Below are 26,054 nucleotides of genomic sequence, written 5' to 3'. Positions count from 1 at the left end.
GCGCCGGGACCCGTGGGGGGGGTGTGGTTGTTTGTTTTAATCGTGGTGGCTCCCCTGTTTCCCACTCACGACCCCGGGCGACGGCGGCGGCAGCGGGGGGTGCGTGGTGACCGCCGTGGACGAGCCGCGCACCGCGGCAGCCGGGCCACGTACCGCGGCAGCCGGGCCGCGTACCGCGGCGGCCGAGCCGCGCATCGCGGCGGCCGAGCCGCGCACCGTGGTAGCAGAGCCGCGCATCGCGGCGGCCGAGCCGCGCACCGTGGTAGCAGAGCCGCGCATCGCGGCACCCGGGCCGCGCATCGCAGCAGCTGAGCTGCGCGCGGCTGCGGCTGCGGCCGTGCCGGACGTTGCGGCGGGCGGGCCGGTGGCTGCGGCTGCCGGTGTGGGCACTGCCTCGCCCGCTGCGGAGGTTGCTTCCACCGTCGCCGCTGCGGTCGGTGGTTCCGTGACCGAGCCGCCCGCTGCGAGTGGTGGTTCCGTGATCGAGCCGTCGTCCGCCGCGGACGGCGACTCCACCGCGGATGGCGACTCCACCGCGGACGGCGGCTCCACCGCGGGCGGCGGCACCACCACATCCGAAGGCGGCGGCGCCCCGAAGGCGCGGGCGCTGCCCGCTCCCTTCCTCGGGCTCGTCTTCGCCATGGGGCTCTCCTCCTTCGGCGACGCCGTCTGGCTGATCGCCCTCTCCGTCACCCTCGTGGGCACCGCCGGGCCCGCGCTCGCCGGGCTCGTGCTCGCGCTCGGTTCGCTCCCCAAAGTCCTCACCCTCCTGGTCGGCGGCGCCGTCGCCGATCGGACCGGGCCGCGGCGGGTGCTGATCGGCACCGATCTCATCCGGGCCGGGGCCATGCTCGGCGGGGCTGCCGCCGTGCTGCTCGCCGGGCCGTCCCTGCCGCTCCTCGCCGGGCTGATCGTCGTCATGGCCGTCGCCAGTGCCTTCTTCATCCCGGCCTCCGACGCGCTGCGGCCGAACCTGCTCCCGCCCGAGCACCTCGTGCGCGGCAACGCCGTCTACCTCGCCGCCGTGCGTGGGGGGCAGGCGGCCGGTGGGGCGCTCGGGTCGTGGCTCGCCGGGCTCGGGGGGCTCGTCGTCGTCGCTGCGGTCAACGGGGTCAGCTTCCTCGTCTCCGCCGTCGCCGCCGGGAACACCAAGACCCTCGCCAAGGCCGAACCCCGGGAGCGCGTCAAGGTCCGGCAGCTGGCCAAGGACGTCGGCGAAGGCTGCCGTTACGTCGCGAAGCGGCCGGCGCTGCGGGCCGCCATGATCGTCACCGGGCTGCTCGAACTCAGCGGTGCCGGGCCGATCAACCTCGGGCTCGTCCTGCTGGGCGGGAACCGGGGCGCCGGCTGGCTGCTCACCGCCATGACGCTCGGGGCGTCGCTCGCCTTCGTCGTCTCGGTCAAGTGGCCGCCGCGGGAGAAGGCCGGGCGGCTGGCCACCTTCGGGCTCGCCGCGCAGGCCGGCTGTCTCGCCTTGCTGGCCACGGGGAACCTCGCCGTCGGCATCGCCGCCTTCTTCGCGCTCGGCCTGGTCGCCGGCCTCACCGCACTCGTGCTCGTGAGCCTCGCCCAGCGGTGGTCGACGAAGGAGATGCGCGGGCGCGTGATGTCGATCCTCGCGCTGTTCACCCTGGCCGCCACGCCGGTCGGGAACCTGCTGATCGGCGTCATGGTCGAGGCGCTCGGCGTCCCGCTCACCATGTTCGCCCACGCCGCGGTCGCGCTCGTCGCGCTCGCCCTGCTCGTCGCCACCCCGGCACTCGGCCGGGCCGCACTCACAGAGGAGAAGAAATCATGAGCAACCCCTTCGAAGACGAGAACGGCACCTTCCTGGTCCTGGTCAACGCCGAGAACCAGCACTCGCTGTGGCCGTCCACAGTGGACGTCCCGGCCGGCTGGCGGACCGTGCACGGCGAGGACACCCGCGCCGCCTGCCTCGAGTACGTCGAGAAGAACTGGACCGACCTGCGCCCGGCGAGCCTCGTCGCCGCGATGCGCTGACCCTTCCCCCGCCGGCAGTGAACGAACTGGAGCTGATCACCGTGAACGACGACGCCCGGCAGCTGCTGGCGGCCTGGAACGACACCACCACCGACGTCCCGGAGGCGGGCCGCACGCTCACCCGGCTCCTCGCCGAGCAGGCGGCTCGCACCCCGGACGCGACGGCGCTGGTGTTCGAAGGCGAGACCCTGACCTACCGAGAACTGCACGACCGAGCCGCCCGGCTCGCGAATCTCCTGGTCGAGCGGGGCGTGGGCCCCGGCGTCCTCACCGGCGTCTGCGCCGACCGTTCCCTTGAGCTGGTGATCGCCCTGCTGGGGGTGCTCAAGGCCGGTGGCGCCTACGTCCCGCTCGACCCGGACTACCCGGCCGACCGCCTCGCGTACATGGTCGCCGACAGCGCCGCGCCGGTCGTCCTCACCCAGACCCACCACCGGCACCTCTTCGCCGCCGAGACCATCCTCCTCGACGCCGTCGACCTCAGTGCCCGCCCGGCGGCCGAGCCGGAGGTGTCCACAAAGGACCTCGCGTACGCCATCTACACCTCCGGCTCGACCGGGCGCCCCAAGGGCGTGCTGGTGCCGCACGAAGGCATCGTCAACCGGCTCGCCTGGACCCAGGCCGAGTACGGGCTCACCGCCGAAGACCGCGTGCTGCAGAAGACGCCGTCCAGCTTCGACGTCTCCGTCTGGGAGTTCTTCTGGCCGCTGCTGACCGGCGCCACGCTCGTCCTCGCGCGCCCCGGCGGTCACCGCGACCCCGCCTACCTGGCCGGGCTGATCCGCGCCGAGCGGATCACGACCGTCCACTTCGTCCCGTCGATGCTGCAGGCGTTCCTGCTCGACCCCGCCGCCGCGACCTGCACCGGCCTGCGCCGCGTGCTCTGCAGCGGGGAAGCACTGCCGGTCGAACTGCAGGCCCGGTTCTTCGCGACGCTGCCCGGCGTCGAGCTGCACAACCTCTACGGCCCCACCGAAGCCTCGGTCGACGTCACGTATTGGGCCTGCCGTCCGGAGAACAGCACCGTCCCCATCGGACGTCCGGTGTGGAACACCCGCACGTACGTCCTCGACGCGCGGCTGCGGCCGGTAGCGCCCGGGGAGCCGGGCGAGCTGTACCTCGCCGGCATCCAGCTGGCCCGCGGCTACCACGGCCGTCCCGGCCTGACGTCCGAGCGGTTCGTGGCCAGCCCTCATCTGCCGGGGGAGCGGATGTACCGCACCGGCGACCTGGCCCGCCGGGACGAAACCGGTGCGCTGCACTACCTCGGCCGCACCGACCACCAGGTCAAGATCCGCGGCCTGCGCGTCGAACTCGGCGAGATCGAGGCCGTCCTCGACCGCCAGCCCGGCGTCGGCGGCTCCTGCGTGCTGGCCCGCGAAGACCGCGAGGGTGACCAGCGCCTGGTCGGCTACCTCGTGCCGGACGGCACCCCGGACCTCGACGCCCTGCGTGCCGCCCTCGCGGAGCACCTGCCGGAGTACATGGTCCCGGCCGCGTTCGTCGTGCTCGGCGAGCTCCCGCTGACCCCGAGCGGCAAGCTCGACCGCAAGGCCCTGCCCGCCCCCGACTGGGCCGCCGCCCGCACCGGCCGCGCCCCGCGCACCCCGCGGGAAGCCGCGCTCTGCACGCTGTTCTCCGACGTCCTCGGCATCGACGGCGTGGGCATCGACGACGGCTTCCTCGCCCTCGGCGGCCACTCCCTCCTCGCCGCGAAGCTCGTCTCCGGCATCCGCGCCACCCTCGGCCTCGAAGCCGCGATCGGCGACGTCTTCCGCGCGCCGACCCCGGCGGGCCTGGCCGAGCTCCTCGAAGGCGCCGCCCCGGCCCGCGTGCCGCTGACCCCGCGACAGCGTCCCGAGCCGATGCCGCTCTCGTTCGCCCAGCGGCGGCTGTGGTTCCTCGACCAGGCCGGCACCCGGAACGCCGGCTACCACGTGCCGCAGGCCGTCCGGCTGACCGGCCCGATCGACGCCGGCGTCCTGCGGCTGGCCGTCGGCGACGTCGTCGCCCGCCACGAAGCCCTCCGCACGGTCTTCACCCGCGACGGCGACGAGCCGGTGCAGCACATCCTGCCCGGCGGGGACGTCCCGTGGGCCCTCAAAACGTCCACAGAGGACACGCTGAACCGCGACCTGACCGCCGCGACCGAGGCCGGGTTCGACCTCGCCCGCGAACTCCCGATCCGCGCCACGCTGTTCACCCTGCCCGGCGACGCCGCCGTGCTGCTGCTGGTCGTGCACCACATCGCGTGCGACGGCTGGTCGATGGCCCCGCTGCTGCGCCAGGTCGGCGAGGCCTACGCGGCCCGCATGGCCGGAACCGCTCCACAGTGGACGCCGCTGCCGGTGCAGTACGCGGACTACACGCTGTGGCAACGCGATCTGCCCGTAGAGCGCGACCTCGCCTACTGGCGTGACGCACTGGCCGGCGCTCCCGAGGAACTGCCGCTGCCCGCCGACCGCCCCCGCCCGGCGGTCGCGAGCCACCGCGGCGGCGTCGTCCCGATGGACGTCCCCGCCGAAGTCCACCGCAAGCTGGCGGCCCTCGCGACGGCCGAAGGCGCGACCCTGTTCATGGTGCTGCAGGCCGCGTTCGCCGCGCTGCTCACCCGGCTCGGCGCGGGTGACGACGTCCCCGTCGGCTCGCCGGTCGCCGGCCGCACCGACGCCGCCCTCGACGACCTCGTCGGGTTCTTCGTCAACACGGTCGTGCTGCGCACCGGCACCGGCGGCGACCCGACGTTCCGCGAGCTGCTCGACCGGGCCCGCGAGACGTGCCTGGCCGCGTTCGAGCACTCCGAGGTGCCTTTCGAGCGGGTGGTCGAGGAGCTGAACCCGGCCCGCTCGCTCGGGCGCCACCCGCTGTTCCAGGTCCTGCTGGTGCTGCAGAACAACCTCGCGGCCGAGCTGACCCTCGACGGGGTGCGCGCCACCGGCGAACGCGTCGACACCGGGTACGCGAAGTTCGACCTGGCCGCGATCTTCGAGGAACGCGACGGCGAGCTGACCGGCCTCCTCGAGTACGCGAGCGACCTGTTCGACCGCGAGACCGCCGCCGCGCTGGCCGGGCGCCTGCTGCGCGTCCTGACCGCCGTCGCGGAGAACCCCGACGCCCGGATCGGCGAGCTCGGCCTCCTCGACGCCACCGAGCACGCCCAGGCCACGGCGGGCGGGCTGCGCGCACCCGCGGTCCCCGCCGTCACCGTGCACGAGGTCATCGAGGGCCACGCCCGCCGCACGCCGGACGCGACCGCGCTGCTGTTCGAGGACCGGTCGGTCAGCTACGCCGAGCTGGACGCCCGCGCCAACGGCGTCGCCGCGCTGCTCGCCGGCGTCCCGGCCGGGCGGATCGTCGCGATCTGCCTCGACCGCGGCCCGGACCTGGTCGCCGCCATCCTCGGCGTGCTCAAGGCCGGCTGCGGCTACACGCTCCTGGACCCGTCGTTCCCCGCCGAGCGCCGGCAGCTGCTCGCCGAGCAGGTCGACGCGCCCTTCGTGCTCGACGACCTGTCCTTCCTGACGCCGACGAAGGCCGCGCCGGCCCGCGTGGTGTCCCCGGCCGGGCCCGCCTGCGTCATGTTCACCTCCGGGTCCACCGGCACGCCGAAGGGCGTCGTCGCCTCGCACGAAGCCGTCACCACCACGATCCTCGGCCAGGGCTACGGCGGCGACGTCTGGCTGCAGACCGCGCCGGTCTCCTGGGACGCCTTCGCGTTCGAGCTGTTCGGCGCCCTGCTCACCGGCGCCGCCTGCGTGCTGCAGCCGGGCCCGAAGCCCGAGCCCGCGCTGATCGCCGAGCTGGTCGCGCGCCACGGCGTCAGCACGATGTTCGCCTCCGCCAGCCTGCTCAACTTCCTCCTCGACGAGTACCCGGGCGTGTTCGCGCACGTCCGCGAGGTCCACACCGGCGGGGAAGCGGCGTCGGTCGCGCACCTCACGCGGGCCGTCGAGACCTTCCCGGCCGTGGCCTTCACCAATGGCTACGGCCCGGTCGAGAACATGATCTTCGTCAGCTCCCACCGCGTCACCAGCGCCGACCTCACCGGCGCGCCGATCCCGATCGGCGTGCCGCTCAACGGCAAGCGCGCGTACGTGCTGGACGAGCGGCTGCGCCCGGTCGCGCCCGGCGTCGTCGGCGAGCTGTACGCCGCCGGCGGCGGGATCGCCGACGGGTACGCGGGCCGCCCGGACCTCACCGCCGTCCGGTTCGTCGCGAACCCGTTCGCGCCGGGGGAGCGGATGTACCGCACCGGTGACCTGGTGCGCCGCCGCGCCGACGGTGTCCTGGCGTACGTCGGGCGCGCCGACGACCAGGTCAAGATCCGCGGGTTCCGCGTCGAGCCGGGCGAGATCCGGACCGCGCTGGGTACCCACCCCGCCGTCACCGAGTCCGCCGTCGTCGTCCGCGAAGACCGGCCGGGGCAGAAGCTCCTGGTCGCCTACGTCGTGGGCGAGCCGGCCGACTTCCGCGCCCACCTCGCGGAGCGGCTGCCCGAACACCTGGTGCCCTCGGCGTTCGTGCTCCTCGACGCGCTTCCCTTGACGGCGAACGGCAAGCTCGACCACCGCGCGCTGCCCGCACCGGAGCGCACGAGCACGTCCCGGGCGCCCCGCACCCCGCGCGAAGAGGTCCTTTGCGGGCTCTTCGCCGACGTGCTCGGCGTCGAAACGGCCGGCGTCGACGACGGGTTCTTCGCCCTCGGCGGGCATTCCCTGCTCGCGGCCCGGCTGGTGGCGCGGATCGGTGCGGTGCTCGGCGCCCGGATCGGGGTGGCGGACGTCTTCCGCGCGCCGACCGTCGCCGCCCTCGCGGCCGTGCTCGACAGCGCGCGGGAGGCCCGCCCGGCCGTCGTGGCCCGGCCGCGGCCGGAGGTCCTGCCGCTGTCGTCGAACCAGCGCAGCCTGTGGTTCGTCGAGCAGCTCGACCAGGCCGGCGCGACCTACCACGTCCCTCGCGCGCTGCGGCTGACCGGCCCGCTCGACGTCGCCGCGCTGCGCCGGGCGTTCGCCGACGTCGTCGAGCGGCACGAGGCCCTGCGCACGGTGTTCCCCGACACCGACGGCGTGCCCCGCCAGGAGATCCGGCCGCTCACCGCGCTGCCGTGGACCGAAGGCCCGGTGGACGTCGCCGAGTTCGCCGCGCGCGAGTTCGACCTCGCCGCCGACCTCCCGATCCGCGCGGCACTGCTGCCCGACGGTGACGACCACGTCCTGGTGCTCGTCACCCACCACATCGCGAGCGACGGCTGGTCGTTCGCCCCGCTCCTGCGTGACCTTTCCACCGCCTACGCCGCCCGCGTCGCGGGTGACAGTCCGAAGTGGACGCCGCTGCCGGTGCAGTACGCGGACTACGCGTTGTGGCAGCAGGAAGCCACCGGCGACTCGCTGGAGCACTGGGCCGAGACGCTCGCCGGGCTACCGGATGAGATCAACCTGCCCTTCGACCACCCCCGCCCGCCGGTCGCGACGCACCGGGGCGCCACCCTGCCGGTGACCCTCGACGCCGACCTGCACGCCCGGCTCCTGGAGCTGGCCCGCGGCGAGCACGCGACGCTGTTCATGGTGCTGCAAGCCGGTTTCGCCGCGCTGCTCTCCCGCCTCGGTGCGGGCGACGACATCGCGATCGGCACGCCGTCGGCGGGCCGCCCGGACGCCGCGCTCGACGACCTCGTCGGCTTCTTCGTCCACACCCTCGTGCTGCGGACCGACCTCGGCGGCGACCCGAGCTTCACCGAGCTCGTGCACCGCGTCCGCGAGCGCGCCCTGACCGCGTTCGACCACGCCGACGTCCCGTTCGAGCGGATCGTCGAACGGCTCAACCCGGCCCGCTCGACCGCGCGGCACCCGCTGTTCCAGGTTATGCTGGCGCTGCAGAACAACGTCGCGGCCAACCTGGCCCTGCCCGGCCTGACCGCGGCGGACGTCCCGCTCGCCACGGAGACCGCGAAGTTCGACCTGACGCTGAACCTGGAGGAGAACGCCGGCGCCGACGGGAGCCCGGCCGGGATCGGCGGCTACCTGGAGTACGCGACCGACCTCCTCGAGCCGGGCACCGCGGCCGACCTCGCCGACCGGTTCGTCCGGCTGCTGACCGCGGCCGTCGAAGACCCCGCGGCGCCGCTGTCCACAGTGGACCTGCTGGCGCCCGCGGAAGCCGCCGCGATCGACGCGGCCAACGCCGGCACGGCGGTCCCGGTCCCGGACACCTCGGTCATCGAGCTGTTCGAAGCCCGGGCCGCGCGCACCCCGGACGCGCCCGCGCTGGAGTTCGGCGCGACGACGCTGACCTACGCCGAGCTGAACGCCCGCGCCAACCAGCTCGCTCGCCACCTGGCCGGGCGCGGCGCCGGGCCGGAACGGTACGTCGCCCTCGCCCTGCCGCGCGACGAGCACTTGGTCGTCGCGATGCTCGCGGTGCTCAAGACCGGCGCCGGCTACCTCGCGCTCGACCTGGACTACCCGGCCGACCGGATCGCGATGATGCTGGAGGACGCCGACCCGGCCCTGGTCGTCACCCGCGACGAACTCGTCTTCGCCGGACCGGCCGAGAACCCGGCGCACACCGCGTCGCCGGACAGTCCCGCGTACGTGATCTTCACGTCCGGTTCGACCGGCCGCCCCAAGGGCGTCGTCGTCCCGCGCCGCCCGCTGCTGAACTTCCTCCTGGACATGGTGGACCGGTTCGGCATCGCGGCCGGGGACCGGCTGCTGGCCGTCACCACGGTCGGCTTCGACATCGCCGGCCTGGAGATCTTCGCGCCGCTGCTGGCCGGGGCGACCGTCGTCCTCGCGAGCCGCGACGACGTGCGCGACACCCGCGCGCTGGCCGCCCTCGCCGAAGACGCCACCCTCCTGCAGGCGACGCCGAGCCTCTTCCACGCGCTGCTGGCCGAGCCCGTCGACCTCTCCGGCGTGCACGTCCTGGTGGGCGGCGAAGCCCTGCCCGACGACCTCGCGGTCGCGCTGCGGGCCCGGGCCGCGTCGGTGACCAACATGTACGGCCCGACCGAGACGACGATCTGGTCGACCACCGCCCGCGTCGGCGAAGGGGCGCCGACCATCGGCACGCCGATCGCCAACACGCAGGTGCACGTGCTGGACCGCGCGCTGCGGCCGGTGCCGCCGGGCGTCCCGGGCGAGCTGTACCTCGCCGGCGACGGCGTCGTGCGCGGCTACCTCGGGCGGCCCGATCTGACCGCCGACCGGTTCGTCGCGAGCCCCTTCGGCGCCGGCGAGCGGATGTACCGCACCGGTGACCTGGTCGCCCGCCGCCGCGACGGCGAACTCCGGTTCCTCGGCCGCGTCGACCACCAGGTCAAGATCCGCGGGTTCCGCATCGAGCTCGGCGAGATCGAGGCCGTGCTGGCCACCCACCCGGCGGTCGCGCTGCGCGCGGTCGTCGTCCGCGAGGACCGGCCCGGCGACAAGCGCCTGGTCGCCTACGTCGTGCCCGCGTCGCCGGTCGAGGCCGAGGAGCTGCGCCGGCACCTCGCCGCCGCGCTGCCGGGGTACATGGTGCCCTCGGCGATCGTGGCGCTCGACGAGCTGCCCCGGACGCCGAACGGCAAGCTCGACCGCAAGGCGCTGCCCGCGCCCGCCATCGAGACCGGCGTCGGCCGGCTCCCGAGGACCGCGCGGGAACACGCCCTGTGCGAGCTGTTCGGCGAGGTCCTCGGCGTACCCGAGGTCGGGATCGACGACGGCTTCTTCGACCTGGGCGGGCATTCGCTGCTCGCCACCCGGCTCGCCGGGCGGATCCGCGCCGTGCTCGGCCTCGACGTCACCGTGCGGGCGCTGTTCGCGAACCCGACCGTGGCCGGCCTGTCCGAAAGCCTCGGCGACGCCGTCGCGGCCCGCCCGGCCGTGACGCGGCGCGAGCGGCCGGACCGCCTCCCGCTGGCGCCCGGCCAGGAACGCCTGTGGTTCCTGGCGCGGATGGACTCCGCGGACACCGCGTACCACATGCCGATCGCCCTGCGGCTGCGCGGCGCCGTCGACACCGCCGCGCTGGCGGCGGCACTGTCCGATGTGGCCGGTCGCCACGAAGCCCTGCGCACGTACTACGCCGAGGACGAGTCCGGGCCGTACCAGGTGATCCTGGACTCCTTCGAGGTGCCGTTCGAGGTCGCGACCGGCTCGGTCGCCGAAGCCGCGCGCACGCCGTTCGACCTGGCCGCCGCGCCGCCGGTGCGGTCGTGGCTGTTCAGCGAAGGGGACGAGCACGTCCTGCTCGTGCTGACCCACCACATCGCCGGCGACGGCTGGTCGATCCCGGTCCTGCTCCGCGACCTCGCCGAGGCGTACGCGGCCCGGCTCGGCGGCGACGCTCCGGAGTGGACTCCGCTGCCGGTGCAGTACGCGGACTACACGCTGTGGCAACGGGAACTCGACACCGACCTCGCCTACTGGGCAGGCGCGCTCGCCGGGCTGCCCGAGGAACTGGCGCTGCCCTACGACCGCGTCCGGCCCGCGACCGCCGACCACACCGGCGGGTCCGCGGTCATCACGATCCCGGCCGGACTGCACGCCCGGCTGCTGGAGCTGGCAGCCGGGCAGCGCGCGACCCTGTTCATGGTGCTGCAGGCCGCACTCGCCACCTTGCTGGCGCGCTTCGGCGCCGGGGACGACATCCCGATCGGCACCCCGGTCGCCGGCCGGCCCGACCCGATCCTCGACGACCTCGTCGGCTTCTTCGTCAACACCGTGGTCCTGCGGACGGATCTCGGCGGCGCGCCGACGTTCACCGAGCTGGTGGACCGCGTCCGCGAAGCCGACCTGAGCGCGTTCGAGCACGACGACGTCCCCTTCGAGCGGCTGGTCGAAGAGCTGAACCCAGCCCGCTCGGCCGCCCGGCACCCGCTGTTCCAGGTGATGCTGGTGCTGCAGCAGGACACCCCGGCGCCGGTGCTGCCCGGAGTGGAGTGCGAGCCGTACGAGGTGGCCCGCGCGGTCGCCAAGTTCGACCTCACCGCCGCCCTGGAGGAACACCCCGGCGCCGGCGGGATCACCGGTGCCTTCGAATACGCGACCGCGCTGTTCGACGCCGCCACCGCCGAGCGGCTGGCGAGCGCGTTCGTCCGGCTGCTGGAGCAGATCGCCGACGCGCCTTCGACGCCGGTGGCCGCGTTCGAGGTGCTGACCACCGCCGAGCGCGACCTCGTGGCGGCCGCGGGCAACGCCGTGCAGGTGAGCGCCGCGCCCGTGGACTGCCTGCACACGATCGTCGAGCGGCAGGACCCCGCCGCCGTCGCGATCCTGTTCGAGGGCGAGTCGCTGACCTACGGCGAGCTGAACGCCCGCGCCAACCAGGTCGCCCACTACCTCCTCGACGACGGCGTCCGCCGCGGCGAGGTCGTCGGAGTTCTGATCGAACGCGGCCTCGACTTCGCGATCGCGGTCCTCGGCGTGCTCAAGTCCGGTGCCGCCTACACCCTGCTGGACCCGAGCTACCCGGCCGAGCGGCTGGCCGCGGTCACCGCGCAGGCGGGCGTCGAGCGGGTGCTCAGGTCCCTGCCGAGCCACCCGGACACGGCGAACCCGGGCGTCGAGCTGACCCCGGCCGACCTGGCGTGCGTCATGTTCACCTCCGGCTCGACCGGCGTCCCCAAGGGTGTCGCGACTTCGCACCGCGGGGTCGTCGCCACGATGGGCCAGGGCTACGCCACCTTCGACGCCGAGCAGGTCTGGCTGCAGTGTGCGCCGGTGTCGTGGGACGGCTTCGCGCTCCAGCTGTTCGGCGCGCTGCTCCACGGCGGCCGCACGGTCCTGCAGCCGGGCCAGAACCCGGAGCCGGAGCGGATCGCCGCGCTGGTCGCCGAGCACGGCGTCACCGTGCTGCACGCCTCGGCGAGCCTGTTCAACTACCTCCTGGACTCCGAACCGCAGGTCTTCACCGTGCTGCGCCGGGCGATGACCGGCGGCGAGCCGGCCTCGGTCGAGCACGTGACCAAGGCGCTGCGCGAGTACCCGGACGTCAAGCTGATCAACGGCTACGGCCCGGCCGAGAGCATGGGCTACACGACGTTCCACCCGATCACCGCCGCCGACCTCGGCGGCACGGCGATCCCGATCGGCCGCCCGGTCGCGAGCAAACGCGCGTACGTCCTCGACGCGCACCTGGCCCCGGCCGCGCCCGGGGTCACGGGTGAGCTGTACCTCGGCGGCCACGGCCTGGCCGACGGCTACCGCGGCCTGCCCGCCGCGACGGCCGAGCGGTTCGTCGCGAACCCGTTCGTCCCGGGGGAGCGGGTGTACCGCACCGGCGACCTCGTCCGGTGGCGCGCCGACGGCGTCCTCGAGTACGTCGGCCGCGCCGACGACCAGGTCAAGGTCCGCGGCTTCCGCGTCGAACCGGGTGAGGTCCGCGCGGTGCTGGCCCGCCACGACGGTGTCGAGCAGGCCGCGGTCGTCGTCCGCGACGGCCGCCTGATCGGCTACGTCGTGGGCACCGCCGAACCGGCCGCGCTGCGGGCGTACCTGGCCGGGCGGCTGCCGGACTACCTGGTGCCCTCGGCGATCGTGGCGCTGGACGAGCTGCCGCGGACGGCGAACGGCAAGCTCGACCGCCGCGCGCTGCCCGCCCCCGACTTCGCCGCCGCCTCCCGGCGCCGGCCGCGGACCGTCACCGAGAACGTCCTCTGCGGACTGTTCGCCGAGGTGCTCGGCCTGCCGGAGGTCGGCCTCGACGACGGGTTCTTCGACCTGGGCGGGCATTCGCTGCTGGCCGCCCGGCTGATCGGCCGCGTCCGCGCGGTGCTCGGCGTCGAGCTGGGCATCCGCGACCTGTTCCGCACCCCGGCGGTCGCGGGGCTGGCCGAGGTCCTCGGGGACGCCGCTCCGGCGCGGCCGCCGGTGACGCGGCGCGAGCGGCCCGAGCGGCTCCCGCTCTCGTTCGCGCAGCAGCGGCTGTGGTTCGTCGACCAGGCCGAGGAAGCCAACGCGGGCTACGACGTCCCGCGCGCCCTGCGCCTGCGCGGCTCCCTCGACGTGCCCGCCCTGCGCGCGGCCTTGGCCGACGTCGTCGAACGGCACGAGTCGCTGCGGACGGTGTTCCCGTCGCACGAAGGCGAGCCCTGGCAGGAGATCCTGGCCGGCTTCGAGGTGCCCTGGTCGGTCGTCGAGTCCACTGAGGACGAACTGGCCGGCGTACTCGCGGCGGCCGCCGCGCACGTCTTCGACCTGCGCACCGAGCTGCCGATCCGGGCGCACCTGGTCCGGGTGGCCGCCGACGACCACGTGCTGCTGCTGGTGCTGCACCACATCGCCTCCGACGGCTGGTCGGCCACGCCGCTGTGGAACGACCTCGCCACCGCCTACGCGGCCCGCCTCGACGGTGCCACTCCGGGCTGGGCGCCGCTGCCGGTGCAGTACGCGGACTACACGCTGTGGCAGCGGGAAGTCCTCGACGACGACGAGGTCGGCGGCCAGCTCGCCTTCTGGCGGGACGCCCTCGCCGGGGCGCCGGAAGAGCTGGCCCTGCCCGCCGACCGGGTCCGCCCGGCGGTGGCGAGCCACCGCGGCGGCTCGGTGGAGTTCGCGCTCGGCGCCGACGTCCACGCAGGACTGGCCGAGCTGGCCCGCCGCGGCGGCGCGACGCTGTTCATGGCCCTGCAGGCCGGGTTCGCCGCGCTGCTCTCGCGGCTCGGCGCGGGCGACGACGTCCCGCTCGGCACCGCGGTCGCCGGCCGCGGCGACACCGCGCTGGACGACCTCGCGGGCTTCTTCGTCAACACGCTCGTCCTGCGCACCGACGTGTCCGGGCAGCCGACGTTCCGGCAGCTCCTGGCCCGCGTCCGCGACGCCGGGCTGGCCGCGCTGGCGCACGCCGACGTCCCGTTCGAGCGGGTCGTCGAAGAGCTGAACCCGGCGCGGTCGGCCGCCCGGCACCCGCTGTTCCAGGTGATGCTGGTGCTGCAGAACAACGCCACCGCGCGGCTGAGCCTGCCGGGGCTGGCCACCGAAGGCGTCGCGGTCCGCCGGGACGTCGCCAAGTTCGACCTCACCGCGGGCATCGAGGAGAACCACGCCGCCGACGGCAGCCCGGCCGGGCTGACCGGGCAGCTGGAGTACGCGGCCGACCTGTTCGACGCGGCCACGGCGACGGCGATCGCCACCCGGTTCGCCCGGTTCCTGACCGCCGCCGTCACGACGCCGGACGTCCCGGTGACCGAGCTGGACCTGCTGGGCGACGAGCGCGCCGCGCTGCTGGCCCAGGGCACGACGGAGGTGACCGCGCCCGGCATGCGGCTGCACGAGCTCTTCGAGCGGCAGGCGGCCTGGGCACCGGACGCGACCGCGCTGGTCTTCGAAGGCTCGCCGCTGACCTACCGGCAGCTCGACACCGAAGCCAACCGGCTCGCCCGGCACCTGATCGCCGAAGGCGTCCGGCCCGGGGACCTGGTGGGTGTCCACATCGGACGTTCACCGCGGCTGGCCGTCGCGCTGCTCGCCGTGCTCAAGGCGGGCGCCGCCTACACCGTGCTGGACACGGACTTCCCCGCGGAACGCCTCCTCGGCGCCCTGCGGCGGACGTCGGCCGCGGTCGTCCTCACCGACGGCCGTCACCTGCCGTGGCAGCGGATCGACGTCGTCGAAGACGCGGCCGCGATCGCCGTGCGCGACGGCGGTGTCCTCGGCCTGCCGGGCCGCCCGGACGACCTCGCCGTCGTCATGTTCACCTCCGGCTCGACCGGCGTCCCCAAGGCGGTCGCGGCCCCGCACCGCGCGGTCGTGGGCACGCTGACCGGCCAGGACTACGCCGGGTTCGGCCCGGACGACGTCTGGCTGCAGTGCGCGCCGGTGTCGTGGGACGCGTTCGGCACGCAGCTGCTCGGCCCGCTCCTGGCCGGTGGCACGGTCGTGCTCCAGCCGGGTCAGCGCCCCGAACCGGCGCTGATCGAGGACCTGGTCCTGGCGCACGGCGTCACCGTCCTGGATGTCTCGGCGAGCCTGTTCAACCACTTGCTCGACGAGCACCCGGCGGTGTTCGCCACGGTCCGCCGCGCGCTGACCGGCGGCGAGGCGGCGTCGCCCGCGCACCTGGCGAAGGTGCTGCGGGAGTACCCGCACGTCGCGGTGGTCAACGGTTACGGCCCGGCCGAGACCATGGGCTTCAGCACCTTCCACGCCGTCACCGCGGTCGACGGCCCGGTCCCGATCGGGCGGCCGCTGACCGGCAAGCACGCCTACGTCCTCGACGCCCGGCTGCGGCCGGTGCCCGCCGGGGTCGTCGGCGAGCTGTACCTCGCCGGCGTCGGCACGGCCCACGGCTACCTCGGGCAGCCCGGCGCGACGGCCGAGCGGTTCGTGGCGTCGCCGTTCCGGGCGGGGGAGCGGATGTACCGCACCGGCGACCTCGCCCGGTGGAACGCCGGCGGCGTGCTGGAGTACGCCGGCCGCGCGGACGACCAGGTCAAGATCCGCGGCTTCCGCGTCGAGCCCGGCGAAGTGCAGGCAGTACTGGCCGCGCACGACGGCGTCACGCAGGCGGCGGTCGTGGTCCGGGACGGGCTGCTGGTCGCCTACGTCGTGGGCACCGCCGACCCGGCGGCGGTCGCCGGATTCGCGGCGGCCCGGCTGCCGGAGTACCTGGTGCCGTCGGTGATCGTGCCGCTGGCCGAGCTGCCGCGCACCGCCAACGGCAAGCTGGACCGCGCCGCGCTGCCGGCGCCGCAGCGGGTCGTCGCCGGGCACGTCGCCCCGCGCACCGCCGTGGAGACCGCGCTCGCCGCGATCTGGGCGGACGTCCTCGGCGTGCCGGAACCGGGGGTGGCGGACAACTTCTTCGCCCTCGGCGGGCATTCGCTGCTGGCGGCCAAGGTGACCGGCCGGATGCGCACCGAGTTCGGTGTCCGGCTGGGCGTGCGGGCGCTGTTCGAGGCGCCCACGATCGCGGCGCTGGCCCGGCTGGTGCCGGACGCGTCCACTGTGGACTTCGAGCCGATCCCGGTGCGCGAGCACGGCGCGCGGACGCCGCTTTCGCCCGTGCAGCGCGGACTCTGGTTCGCCGACCGGCTCGCCCCGGGCTCGGCGGAGTACCTGGTCCCGCTGGCGTTGCGCATCGAGGGCGTCCTCGACACCGGCGTGCTGGCCGGCGCGCTGTCGGCGGTGGTGGCGCGGCACGAGGTGCTGCGCAGCCGGTTCGTGGAGACCGGCGGCGAGCCCGTGCAGGTGGTGGACCCGGTGCGCCCGGTGCCGCTCCCCGTCGTCGAGGTGACCGACGTCGAGGCGTTCGTGCGGGCGCAGGTGGACACCCCGCTCGACCTCGAGCACGGGCCCGTCTTCCGGGCCGCGCTGGGCCGCGTGGCCGACCGCGACCACGTCCTGGTGCTGCTGCTGCACCACATCGTCGCCGACGGCTGGTCCATGGGCGTCCTGGCCGCCGAACTGCGCGACCACTACGCCGGGATGACGCCCGCGGCCTTGCCGGTGCAGTTCGGCGACGTCGCCGCGTGGCAGGCGAACGCGTCCGACGAAGCCGGGCTCGCCTTCTGGCGGCAGGCGCTCGACGGCATGCCGCACGTCGCCGAGCTGCCCGCCGACCGGCCGCGGCCGCTCACCCGGGCCATCGACGGCGCCAAGACCCCGGTGCACGTCCCGGCCGAAGTCGTCGGCCGCCTGAAGAACCTGGGCGCCGGGCACGGTGCGAGCCTGTTCATGACCGTGCTCGCCGCCTTCGAGGTCCTGATCAGCCGGTACACGGGCCTGCGGGACTTCGCGATCGGCACCCCGGTGTCCGGCCGGAGCCACCCGCAGACCGAGCCGCTCATCGGGCACTTCGTCAACACCGTGCCGCTGCGCGCGGACCTGACCGGCGACCCGGCGTTCACCGAGCTGCTGACCCGCGTCCGGACCAGCACCCTGGCCGCGTTCGACCACGACGACGTCCCGTTCGACCGGATCGTCGAGCTGCTGCGCCCGCAACGCGACCTCACCCGCACCCCGCTGGTGCAGATCGTCTTCGCCCTGCAGAACACCGAGGAGGCGGGCTGGGCGCTGCCGGGCTTGGCGGTCGAGAAGCTCGCCGTCGACACCCGGGTCAGCAAGTTCGACCTCGAACTCGCGCTCGCCCAGGACGCCGACGGCGCCCTGACCGGCATCTTCGAGTACCCGACCGCGCTGTTCGACGCCACCACGATCGAGCGGCTGGCCGGCCACTTCACCACGCTGCTGGGCCGGATCGCCGACGCTCCCGGCACCCCGGTCGGCGAGCTGGACCTGCTGGGCGAGGCCGAGCGGGACCACCTCGTCCACGGCGTCAACGACACCGCCGTCGCCTACGACGAGTCCGCCTGCCTGCACCACCTGATCAGCGAGCAGGCGCGGAAGACCCCGGACGCGGTGGCCGTCGAATACCTGGACGAGCACATCGGCTACGCCGAACTCGAACGCCGGGCGGGCGTGCTCGCCGCGCGGCTGGCCGAGCACGGCGTCGGCCCGGACGTCCCGGTCGGGCTGCGGATGGACCGCTCGATCGACCTGATCGTCGGCCTGGTCGCGATCCTCAAGGCCGGCGGCGCGTTCGTCCCGATCGAGACCGACGCGCCCGAACCGCGGGTGCTCGGCATCCTCGGCGACGCGCATTCCCCGGTCTGCCTGGTCAACGCAGGCGCGCCGGCTCCCGACAGCACCGACGTCGTCTTCCTCGAAGTGTCCGATTTGGACGGATCGGCCGAACCGCGGCCGGACACCACCCACCCGGACAACCTGGTGTCGATCTACTACACCTCGGGTTCCACCGGGAAGCCGAAGGGCGTCGCCAGCACCCACCGCGGCTGGGTCAACCGGCTGCGCTGGCACCAGGACACCTACCGGCTCCAGCCGGGCGAAGGCGTCCTGCAGAAGACGACGCTGGTGTTCGACGACGCCGCCGTGGAATGCCTGTGGCCGCTCGTCGTCGGCGGCCGGGTCGCGCTGATCCCGCCGGGGCTGCACCGCGACCCGGCCGCGATCCTGGCCGGAGCGGTCAAGCACCGGGTGGTCAACCTGCAGTTCGTGCCGAGCATGCTGACGCTGTTCCTGGAGCAGCTGACCCCGGCCGACCGGGCCGCGCTCAAGCCGCTGCGCAACGTCATCACCAGCGGCGAGGCGCTCCAGCCGGAGCTGCTCAAGCTGTTCTTCGACCGCTTGGGCGAGACCGCGACCCTGCACAACCAGTGGGGCGCCACCGAGGTCTCGATCGACTCGACCATGCGCGAATGCCTCCGCGCCGACCTCGACGGCGCGGGCTCGGTGAGCGTCGGGTCGCCGATCGCCAACAACCAGATCCACGTCCTCGACGAGTACCTGCGGCCGGTCCCGGTCGGCGTCCCCGGCGACCTGTTCATCGGCGGTGCCGGCCTGGCCCGCGGCTACCTCGGCGACCCGGTCAAGACGGCGTCGGCGTTCCTCGCCAGCCCGTTCGAACCCGGGGAGCGGCTCTACCGCACCGGCGACCGCGGCCTGCGCACCCCCGACGGTGCGCTGACCTTCCTCGGCCGCCAGGACTCGCAGGTCAAGATCCGCGGCATCCGCGTCGAGCCCGGCGAAGTCGAGCAGGTCCTCCTGGAGCTGCCCGGCGTGCGCGAAGCGGCCGTCACGGTGTGGCAGCCGACGCCGGGGGACAAGCGCCTCGCCGGGTACGTCACCCCGCAGGCCGGCGTGACGCTCACCGAGGCCGGGATCCGCGAGCAGCTGCGCGAACGGCTGCCGGTGTACCTCGTGCCGACGGCGCTGAGCGTGCTGCCCGAGTTCCCGACCACCACGAGCGGCAAGATCGACCGCAAGGCACTGCCCGCCCCGGCCGCGGCCGGCGCCGAGTACCGCGCCCCGGAGGGTCCGGTCGCGGAGCTGGTCGCCGGGGTGCTGGGGACCGTGCTCGGGGTCGAGCGGGTCGGCGCCGACGACAACTTCTTCGACCTGGGCGGGCACTCCCTGCTGGGCGTGCGGGTGGTCGCCGAGCTGCGCAAGCGGCTCTCGGCGGACATCCCGATCCGGCTGATCTTCGACTCGCCCACGGTCGCGGAACTCGCCGCTGCCGTCGCCCGCGCCACCAGGCGCGAGTTCGAGGCGATCCCGAAGCGGGCGGGCGGCCCGGCGCCGCTGGCCGGGGTGCAGACCGGCATGTGGCTGGCCGACCGGATGGCGCCCTCGAGCGCGGAATACCTGGTGCCCAACGCGGTCCGGCTCCGCGGCCCGCTCGACGTCGACGCCCTCGCCGCGGCCCTGACGAAGCTGGTGGAACGGCACGAGGTCCTGCGCACCCGGTTCGTCGAGATCGACGGCGAGCCCCGGCAGGTCGTCGACCCGGCCGGGCCCGTCCCGCTGCCGGTCACCGCGATCGACGCGGTCGAGCCGTTCCTCGCGGTGCGGGGCATCGACCTCACCACCGGGCCGGTGTTCGCCGCCGCGCTCGGGCGGCTGGCCGAGGACGACCACGTCCTGCTCCTGTCGGCGCACCACATCGTGCTCGACGGCTGGTCCGAAGGCATCCTCGCCGAGGAGCTGCGTGACCTCTACGCGGGTGCCGAGCTGCCGCCGCTGCCGGTGCAGTACGCCGACGTCGCCGCCTGGTCCCAGCCGACCGAAGCGGACGTCGAGTTCTGGCGGGCCCAGCTCGCCGGCGTGCCGCAGGTCGTGCAGCTGCCGGCGGACCGTCCGCGGCCGCCGGTGCGCGACCCGCGGGGCGCGCGGTACGAGTTCACCGTGCCCGCGGAGCTGGCCGCCCGGCTCGGCGAGGTCGGTGCGGAAGCACGGGCGAGCCTGTTCATGACGCTGCTGGCCGGGTTCCAGGTGCTCGTCTCGCGGCACACCGGGCTGCGGGAGTTCGCGATCGGCAGCCCGGTCGCCGGCCGCGACCACCCCGACACCGAGCGGCTGATCGGCCAGTTCGTCAACACCCTCGCCCTGCGCGCGGACCTGACCGGCTCGCCCGGCTTCACCGAGCTGCTGGGCCGGGTCCGCGAGACGGCGCTGAACTCCTTCAGCCACCAGGAAGTCCCGATCGACCGGGTGGTGGCCGAGCTGCGGCCCGACCGCGACCCGAGCCGGAACCCGTTGGTGCAGCTGATGTTCGCGCTGCAGACGGTGTCCGCGGGCGGCTGGGAGCTCGCCGGGCTGGACTGCGAGCCGCTCGGCGTCGAGACCGGCGCGGCCAAGTTCGACCTCGCCATGGTCCTGCGCGAGCAGGCCTCCGGCGAAGTGGGCGGGGTGCTGGAGTACCCGGTCGCGTTGTTCGACGAGGACACGGTCGCCGCGTTCGCCGACCGGTACCTGCGGCTGCTGGCCGGGTTCGCGGCAGACCCGGCGCGACCGGTCGACCGCGTCCCGATGCTCGACGCGGCCGAAGTCACCGCCACCGAAGCCGACGCGCCGGGCGGCACCTTCGCCGGGCTCGTCGAGGCCCAGGTGCGGCGGAACCCGGACGCCCCGGCCGTCGTGGCCGGCCCCGGTTCGCTGACCTACGGCGAACTGGACCGCGCGGCCAACCGGCTGGCGCACGCCCTGCGCGAACGCGGGGCCGGCCCGGAAACGGTGGTCGCGCTGCTGCTGCCGCGCTCGGCCGACCTGGTCGTCGCGCAGCTCGCGGTGGTCAAGACCGGGGCCGCGTTCCTCCCGATCGACCCCGGTTACCCGGCCGAGCGCATCCGGTACATGCTCGACGACGCGAACCCGGTGGTGGTGCTGAAGGACATCAGCATGTCCACAGTGGACGAAAGCCCGCTGGACGTGGCGGTCCGCCCGGAGCACGCGGCGTACGTGATCTACACGTCGGGTTCGACCGGACGGCCGAAGGGGGTCGTCGTCAGCCACGCCGGCCTCGGCACGCTGGTGGCCACCACCATCGCCGCCTACCAGGTCGGCCCGGGCGACCGGGTGCTGCAGTACGTGTCCCCGAGCTTCGACGCGTCGATCCTCGAGCTGTGCGCGTCCCTGATGACCGGCGCGGCCCTGGTCGTCACCCCGCCCGGCCCGCTGCTGGGCGACCAGCTGCGGGACGTCCTCGCCGAAGGCCGCGTGACGCACGCGCTCATTCCGCCCGCTGCGCTGGCCACCGTGGAAGACGCGGACCTGCCGGACTTCCGGACGGTCGTGGTCGGCGGCGACGTCTGCCCGCCCGAACTGGTCGCCCAGTGGGCACCCGGGCGCCGGATGCTCAACATGTACGGCCCGACCGAAGCCACCGTGGTCTCGACGGTGTCCGAACCGCTGGTGGCCGGCGCGCCGGTCACCATCGGCCGGGCGCTGCGGTACACCAGCGCGTACGTCCTGGACGACCGGCTCCAGCCGGTCCCACCGGGCGTCGCGGGTGAGCTGTACGTGGCGAGCCCGGGTCTCGCCCGCGGCTACCTCGGGCGGCCGGGGCTGACCGCGAGCCGGTTCGTGGCGAACCCGGCGGGCGGGCGGATGTACCGCACCGGCGACCTCGTCCGCCGGACCCGTGCCGGGGAGCTGGAGTTCCTGGGCCGGACCGACGACCAGGTCAAGATCCGCGGCTTCCGCATCGAGCTCGGCGAAGTCGAGTCCGCGCTGCGGGCGCACCCGGCGCTCACCGCGGCGGTCGTGCTCGCCAAGCCGGACCCGGCCGGCCAGAAACGGCTGGTCGCCTACGTCGCCGGCGAGGTGACGGCCGCGGACCTGCGGGCGTTCCTCGGGCAGCGGCTGCCGGAGCACCTGGTGCCGAGCGCGTTCGTCGTGCTCGACGCCCTGCCGGTCAACGCCAGCGGCAAGCTCGACCGGGCGGCGCTGCCCGAACCGGCCGAGGAAGTGGCGGACTACCTCGCCCCCCGCAGTCCCGAGGAGCAGCTGATCGCCGACATCTGGAGCGAGGTGCTCGGCGTGCCCCGCGTCGGGCTCGGCGACGACTTCTTCGCCCTCGGCGGGCATTCCGTGCTCGCCGCCAAGGTCCGGATGCGGCTGCAGGCCGCGTTCGGGGTGGACCTCTCCCTGCCCGTGCTGTTCCAGACCACCACGGTCGCCGCGCTCGCCGCCGTGGTCCACACCGAGATCGAGGCCGAGCTCGCCGGCATGTCCGAGCAGGAGCTCCTCGACTCCCTCTCCGAGGAGGCCAGCGCATGACCACGTTCGACATCCGCCCCGCCGCCGAGCCGGCCGACGCCGAGCGCGCCGCGCGGCTGCGGGCCGCGGTGCTCGCGAAACGGCTGCGCGGCCAGGCCGCCACACCGGCGCGGGCGTTCGGCCGCGCCGACCGCGGCGCCCCGCTGCCGCTCTCGGCCGGGCAGCAGCGCCTGTGGTTCCTCGACCGGCTCGACCCGGACAGCGCCGAGTACGCCGTGCCGCTGCTCCTGCGGCTCGAAGGCGCCCTCGACGTCGACGCGCTCCGGCGGTCCCTCGACGCCCTGGTGGCGCGGCACGAGATCCTGCGCACGACGTACACCGCGGAGAACAACCGGCCGCGCCAGGTGATCGGGGCTCCGGCCCCGGTCGACCTGCCGGTGGTGGAAGGCGACCTGGACACCGTGCTCGCCGAGTACGTCGGCCGTCCCTTCGACCTCGCCACCGGCCCGGTGTTCCGGGCGCTGCTGGTCCGTGAGGCACCGGAGCGGCACGTGCTCGCCTTGAACGTCCACCACATCGCCTGTGACGGCTGGTCCCTGCCGATCCTGATGGCCGACCTCCGCGAGCTCTACACCGGCGCGGAACTGCCGCCGATCGAACTGTCCTATGCGGACTTCGCGGCCTGGGAGCAGTCCAGGACCGACGCCCACGCGGCGGATCTCGCGTACTGGAAGGAGCGGCTCGCCGGCCTGGAGACCCTGGAACTGCCCGCCGACCGCCCGCGCCCGGCCCAGCGCGACCACCACGGCGCCTCCGTCCGCTTCACCATCCCCGCGGCCGCCGCCGAAGCGGTGCTGAACCAGGGAAAGACCACGGGCGCGACGCCGTTCATGACGCTGCTCGCCGCCGCGTACGTGGTGCTCGGGCGGCACACCGGCCGTGAAGACATCGCCGTCGGCACCCCGGTCGCCGGGCGCGGGCGGGCCGAGCTGGAACACATGGTCGGGTTCTTCGTGAACACCGTCGTCGCCCGCGGCGACCTCTCCGGCGACCCGGACTTCGCCGCCCTCGCCGACCGCGTCCGCGTGGCGCGGCTGGCCGACCAGGCGCACGAAGACCTGCCGTTCGAGCGGCTGGTCAAGGAACTGGCGCCGGAGCGCGACCTCGCGCACACCCCGGTCGTCCAGGTCATGTTCGCCGTCTACGACGCTTCCGAAGGCGAAGCCTCGCTGGGCGACCTGCGGGTGTCTCCGGTCGACCTGCCTTCGACGACGGCGAAGTTCGACCTGATGATCTCCTTCGTCCGCCAGGCCGACGGGTCCGTGGAAGGCGTGCTGGAGTACGCGACCGCGTTGTTCGACGAGGTCCGGATGGCCCGGATGGGCGAGCACTTCGTCCGGCTGTTCACCGGGCTCGCCGCCCGCCCCGGCGCCCGGCTGTCCGAAGTGGACATCCTCGGCGCGGACGAGCGCGAACTGCTGCTGGGCAGGTGGAACGACACCGCCGAGCCCTACCTGCGTGGCACCGTGCACGGCCGGATCGCCGCGCAGGCCGCGTCCGCCCCGGACGCGATCGCCGTCCGCTGTGGCCGGACCGAGCTGAGCTACTCCGAGCTGGAAGCCCGCGCCACCCGGCTGGCCCAGCGGCTGCGCGCCCACGGCGTCGGCGTCGAAACCCCGGTCGGCGTGCTCTGCGAACGCGGCCCGCTGCTGCTGCCGGTGCTGCTGGCCATCCTCAAGACCGGCGGCCACTACATCCCGCTCGACCCGGCCTACCCGCAGGACCGCAAGGAGTACATGCTCCGCCAGGCCGGTGCACGGGTCCTGGTCACCACCCGCCGGTACGCCGGCGCGGGCACCGGGGATCTCGGGGACGTCGTCGTCCTGGCCGACGAGCCGGTCGCCGACGACCCGGTGCCGTGGACCGACCCGGTCGTCGACCCGGAGAACCTGGCCTACGTCATCTACACCTCCGGGTCGACCGGGCGCCCCAAGGGCGTCCAGATCAGCCACCGCGGGGTGCTGCACTACCTGGACTGGTGCCGCCAGGCCTACCGCGCCGACGAGGGCGACGGTGCCCCCGTGCACTCGTCGCTCGCCTTCGACCTGACCGTGACCGGGCTGTTCCTGCCGCTGCTGTGCGGCACGACGGTGACGCTGGTGCCGGAGGACGAGCACCCGGTCGCCGGGCTCGCCGACGTCCTCTCGAGCGGCCGGAAGTTCAGCTTCGTCAAGCTCACCCCGGCGCACCTCGAACCGCTGCGCCGCTGTCTCGCGCCGGAGGCCGCCGCCGCGGCCGCGCACCTGGTCGTCGGCGGCGAGCAGCTCACCGCGGAAGCCCTGGAGTTCTGGCGGGACAACGCCCCCGACGTCGTGGTGGCCAACGAATACGGCCACACCGAGACGTCCGTGGCGAACGTGATCAACCTGCTGCCCGCCGCCGAGTGCGTCACCACGCCGATCCCGGTCGGGCGCCCGATCTGGAACACCGAGGTCTACCTCCTCGACGAGCACCTGCGGCCGGTCCCGGTCGGCGTCACCGGCGAGCTGTACGCGGGCGGCGCCGGCGTCGCCCGCGGGTTCGCCGGCAACCCCGGCCTGACCGCGGCGAAGTACGTGGCCAACCCGTTCGGCCCCGGCCGCCTCTACCGCAGCGGCGACCTCGCCCGGTACCTGCCGGACGGGCGCCTGGAGTTCGTCGGCCGCACCGACCACCAGGTCAAGGTGCGCGGCTACCGGATCGAGCTGGGCGAGATCGAAGCCGCGCTGGTCGGCGGCCCGGGCGTCACCGAAGCGGTGGCGGTGGTCCGCGACGGCGCGCTCGCCGGGTACGTCGCCCCGTCCACTGTGGACGCCGACGCCCTGCGCGCGCACCTGTCCGAGCGGCTGCCGGAGTACATGGTCCCGGCGACACTGACCACTTTGGACACGCTGCCGCTGACGTCCAACGGCAAGATCGACCGGGTCGCGCTGCCCGCCCCGGACGCCGCGCCGGTTTCGACGTCCGGCGTCCTGCCGCGCGACGAGCTGGAGATGGCCCTCGCCAAGCTGTGGGAGGACCTGCTGGGCCGCCGCGTCGGCGTCACCGACGGTTTCTTCGACGTCGGCGGGCACTCGCTGCTGGCCGTCGTGCTGGTCGACCGGATCAAGGGCGAGCTGGGCGCGACCGTCGGCCTGGCCGAGGTGTTCCGCGCCCCGACGGTCCGGGCGCTGGCCGACCTCATCCGCGCCGGGGAGAGCGCCGGGGGACTGGTCGTGCCGCTCTCGCCGGGCCGTGCGGGCGTCGCCCCGCTGTTCCTGCTGCCGCCGACCGCCGGGAGCCCGTTCCCGTACCTGCAGCTGGTCGCCGAGCTGGACCCGGCGCTGCCGGTGTTCGGCCTGCAGGCGCCCGGGTTCGCCCCCGGCGAGGACCCGGTCCACACGATCGAGGAGCTGGCCGCCGCGTTCGTCGCCGACCTCCTGCCGGTCGCGGGGGACCGCCCGATCCGGCTCGCGGGCTGGTCCCAGGGCGGCTCGGTCGCCTTCGAAATGGCCGCCCAGCTGGAGGCGGCGGGCCGGGCGGTCGAGCACCTGTGCGTCATCGACGCGACCGTCCTCGGCGTCGACGACTACGGCAACCCGCTGCCGGAGGTCGACACCAGCGACCCGCTGGCCTGGTTCGGCGAGGCCGTGCTGAAGCTGGCCCCGGGGGCCGCCGACACCCTCGACGAAATGCTCGCCGAGGCCCGCGACCGCGGGATGGTCTCCGAGGTCGCGGGCAACGCGGTCGTCGAACAGATGGCGCGGGTCTACCTGGCCGGCAAGGACGCCGTCGAGGCCTACCGCTGCCGGGCCGTCGTCGACACCGGCATCCACCTGATCACCTCCACCGGCACCCACCCGGTGAAGGGCCGCCCGGAGGTGCGGCCGGAGAGCTGGCGCGCCCGCACGCGCGGCGAGCTCACGGTGACACCGGTGCCGGGCCACCACTGGGACATGGTCGAACCGCCGCACGTGGCGGAGCTGGCCCGGGCCGTGCTGGCCGGGCTCGCCGTGACCGCCGACGAGTGAAGGAGAA

Annotated in this window: 4 protein-coding genes; all 4 read left to right on the top strand. The window is 74.5% G+C overall.

The window, feature by feature from the left end; all coding sequences use genetic code 11:
* Window positions 1-478: 478 nt before the first annotated feature.
* The 4 genes from AB0B33_RS10800 to AB0B33_RS10785 are packed head-to-tail and all read left to right on the top strand — an operon-like array spanning window position 479 to window position 26,047.
* Window positions 479-1,798, top strand: coding sequence for an MFS transporter (locus tag AB0B33_RS10800; protein ID WP_360769485.1), 1,320 nt, complete (start codon window positions 479-481; stop codon window positions 1,796-1,798).
* Window positions 1,795-2,001, top strand: a complete 207-nt coding sequence (locus tag AB0B33_RS10795) for an MbtH family protein (RefSeq protein ID WP_125315379.1) — start codon at window positions 1,795-1,797, stop codon at window positions 1,999-2,001. Before AB0B33_RS10800 ends, AB0B33_RS10795 begins: the two co-directional genes overlap by 4 nt.
* Window positions 2,002-2,018: 17 nt before the next feature.
* Entirely contained in the window at window positions 2,019-22,058 is a 20,040-nt protein-coding gene (locus tag AB0B33_RS10790) for a non-ribosomal peptide synthase/polyketide synthase (protein WP_360769482.1), read from the top strand.
* On the top strand, window positions 22,055-26,047 hold the full coding sequence (locus AB0B33_RS10785; protein ID WP_360769479.1) for an amino acid adenylation domain-containing protein: 3,993 nt from the start codon (window positions 22,055-22,057) through the stop codon (window positions 26,045-26,047). Before AB0B33_RS10790 ends, AB0B33_RS10785 begins: the two co-directional genes overlap by 4 nt.
* Window positions 26,048-26,054 lie beyond the last annotated feature (7 nt).

It is taken from the genome of Amycolatopsis sp. NPDC049159, assembly GCF_040648295.1.
GTDB classification, from domain to species: domain Bacteria; phylum Actinomycetota; class Actinomycetes; order Mycobacteriales; family Pseudonocardiaceae; genus Amycolatopsis; species Amycolatopsis pretoriensis_A.
The sequence above is the reverse complement of the archived record's forward strand: the minus strand, read 5'-3'. Positions and strand labels throughout refer to the sequence as shown.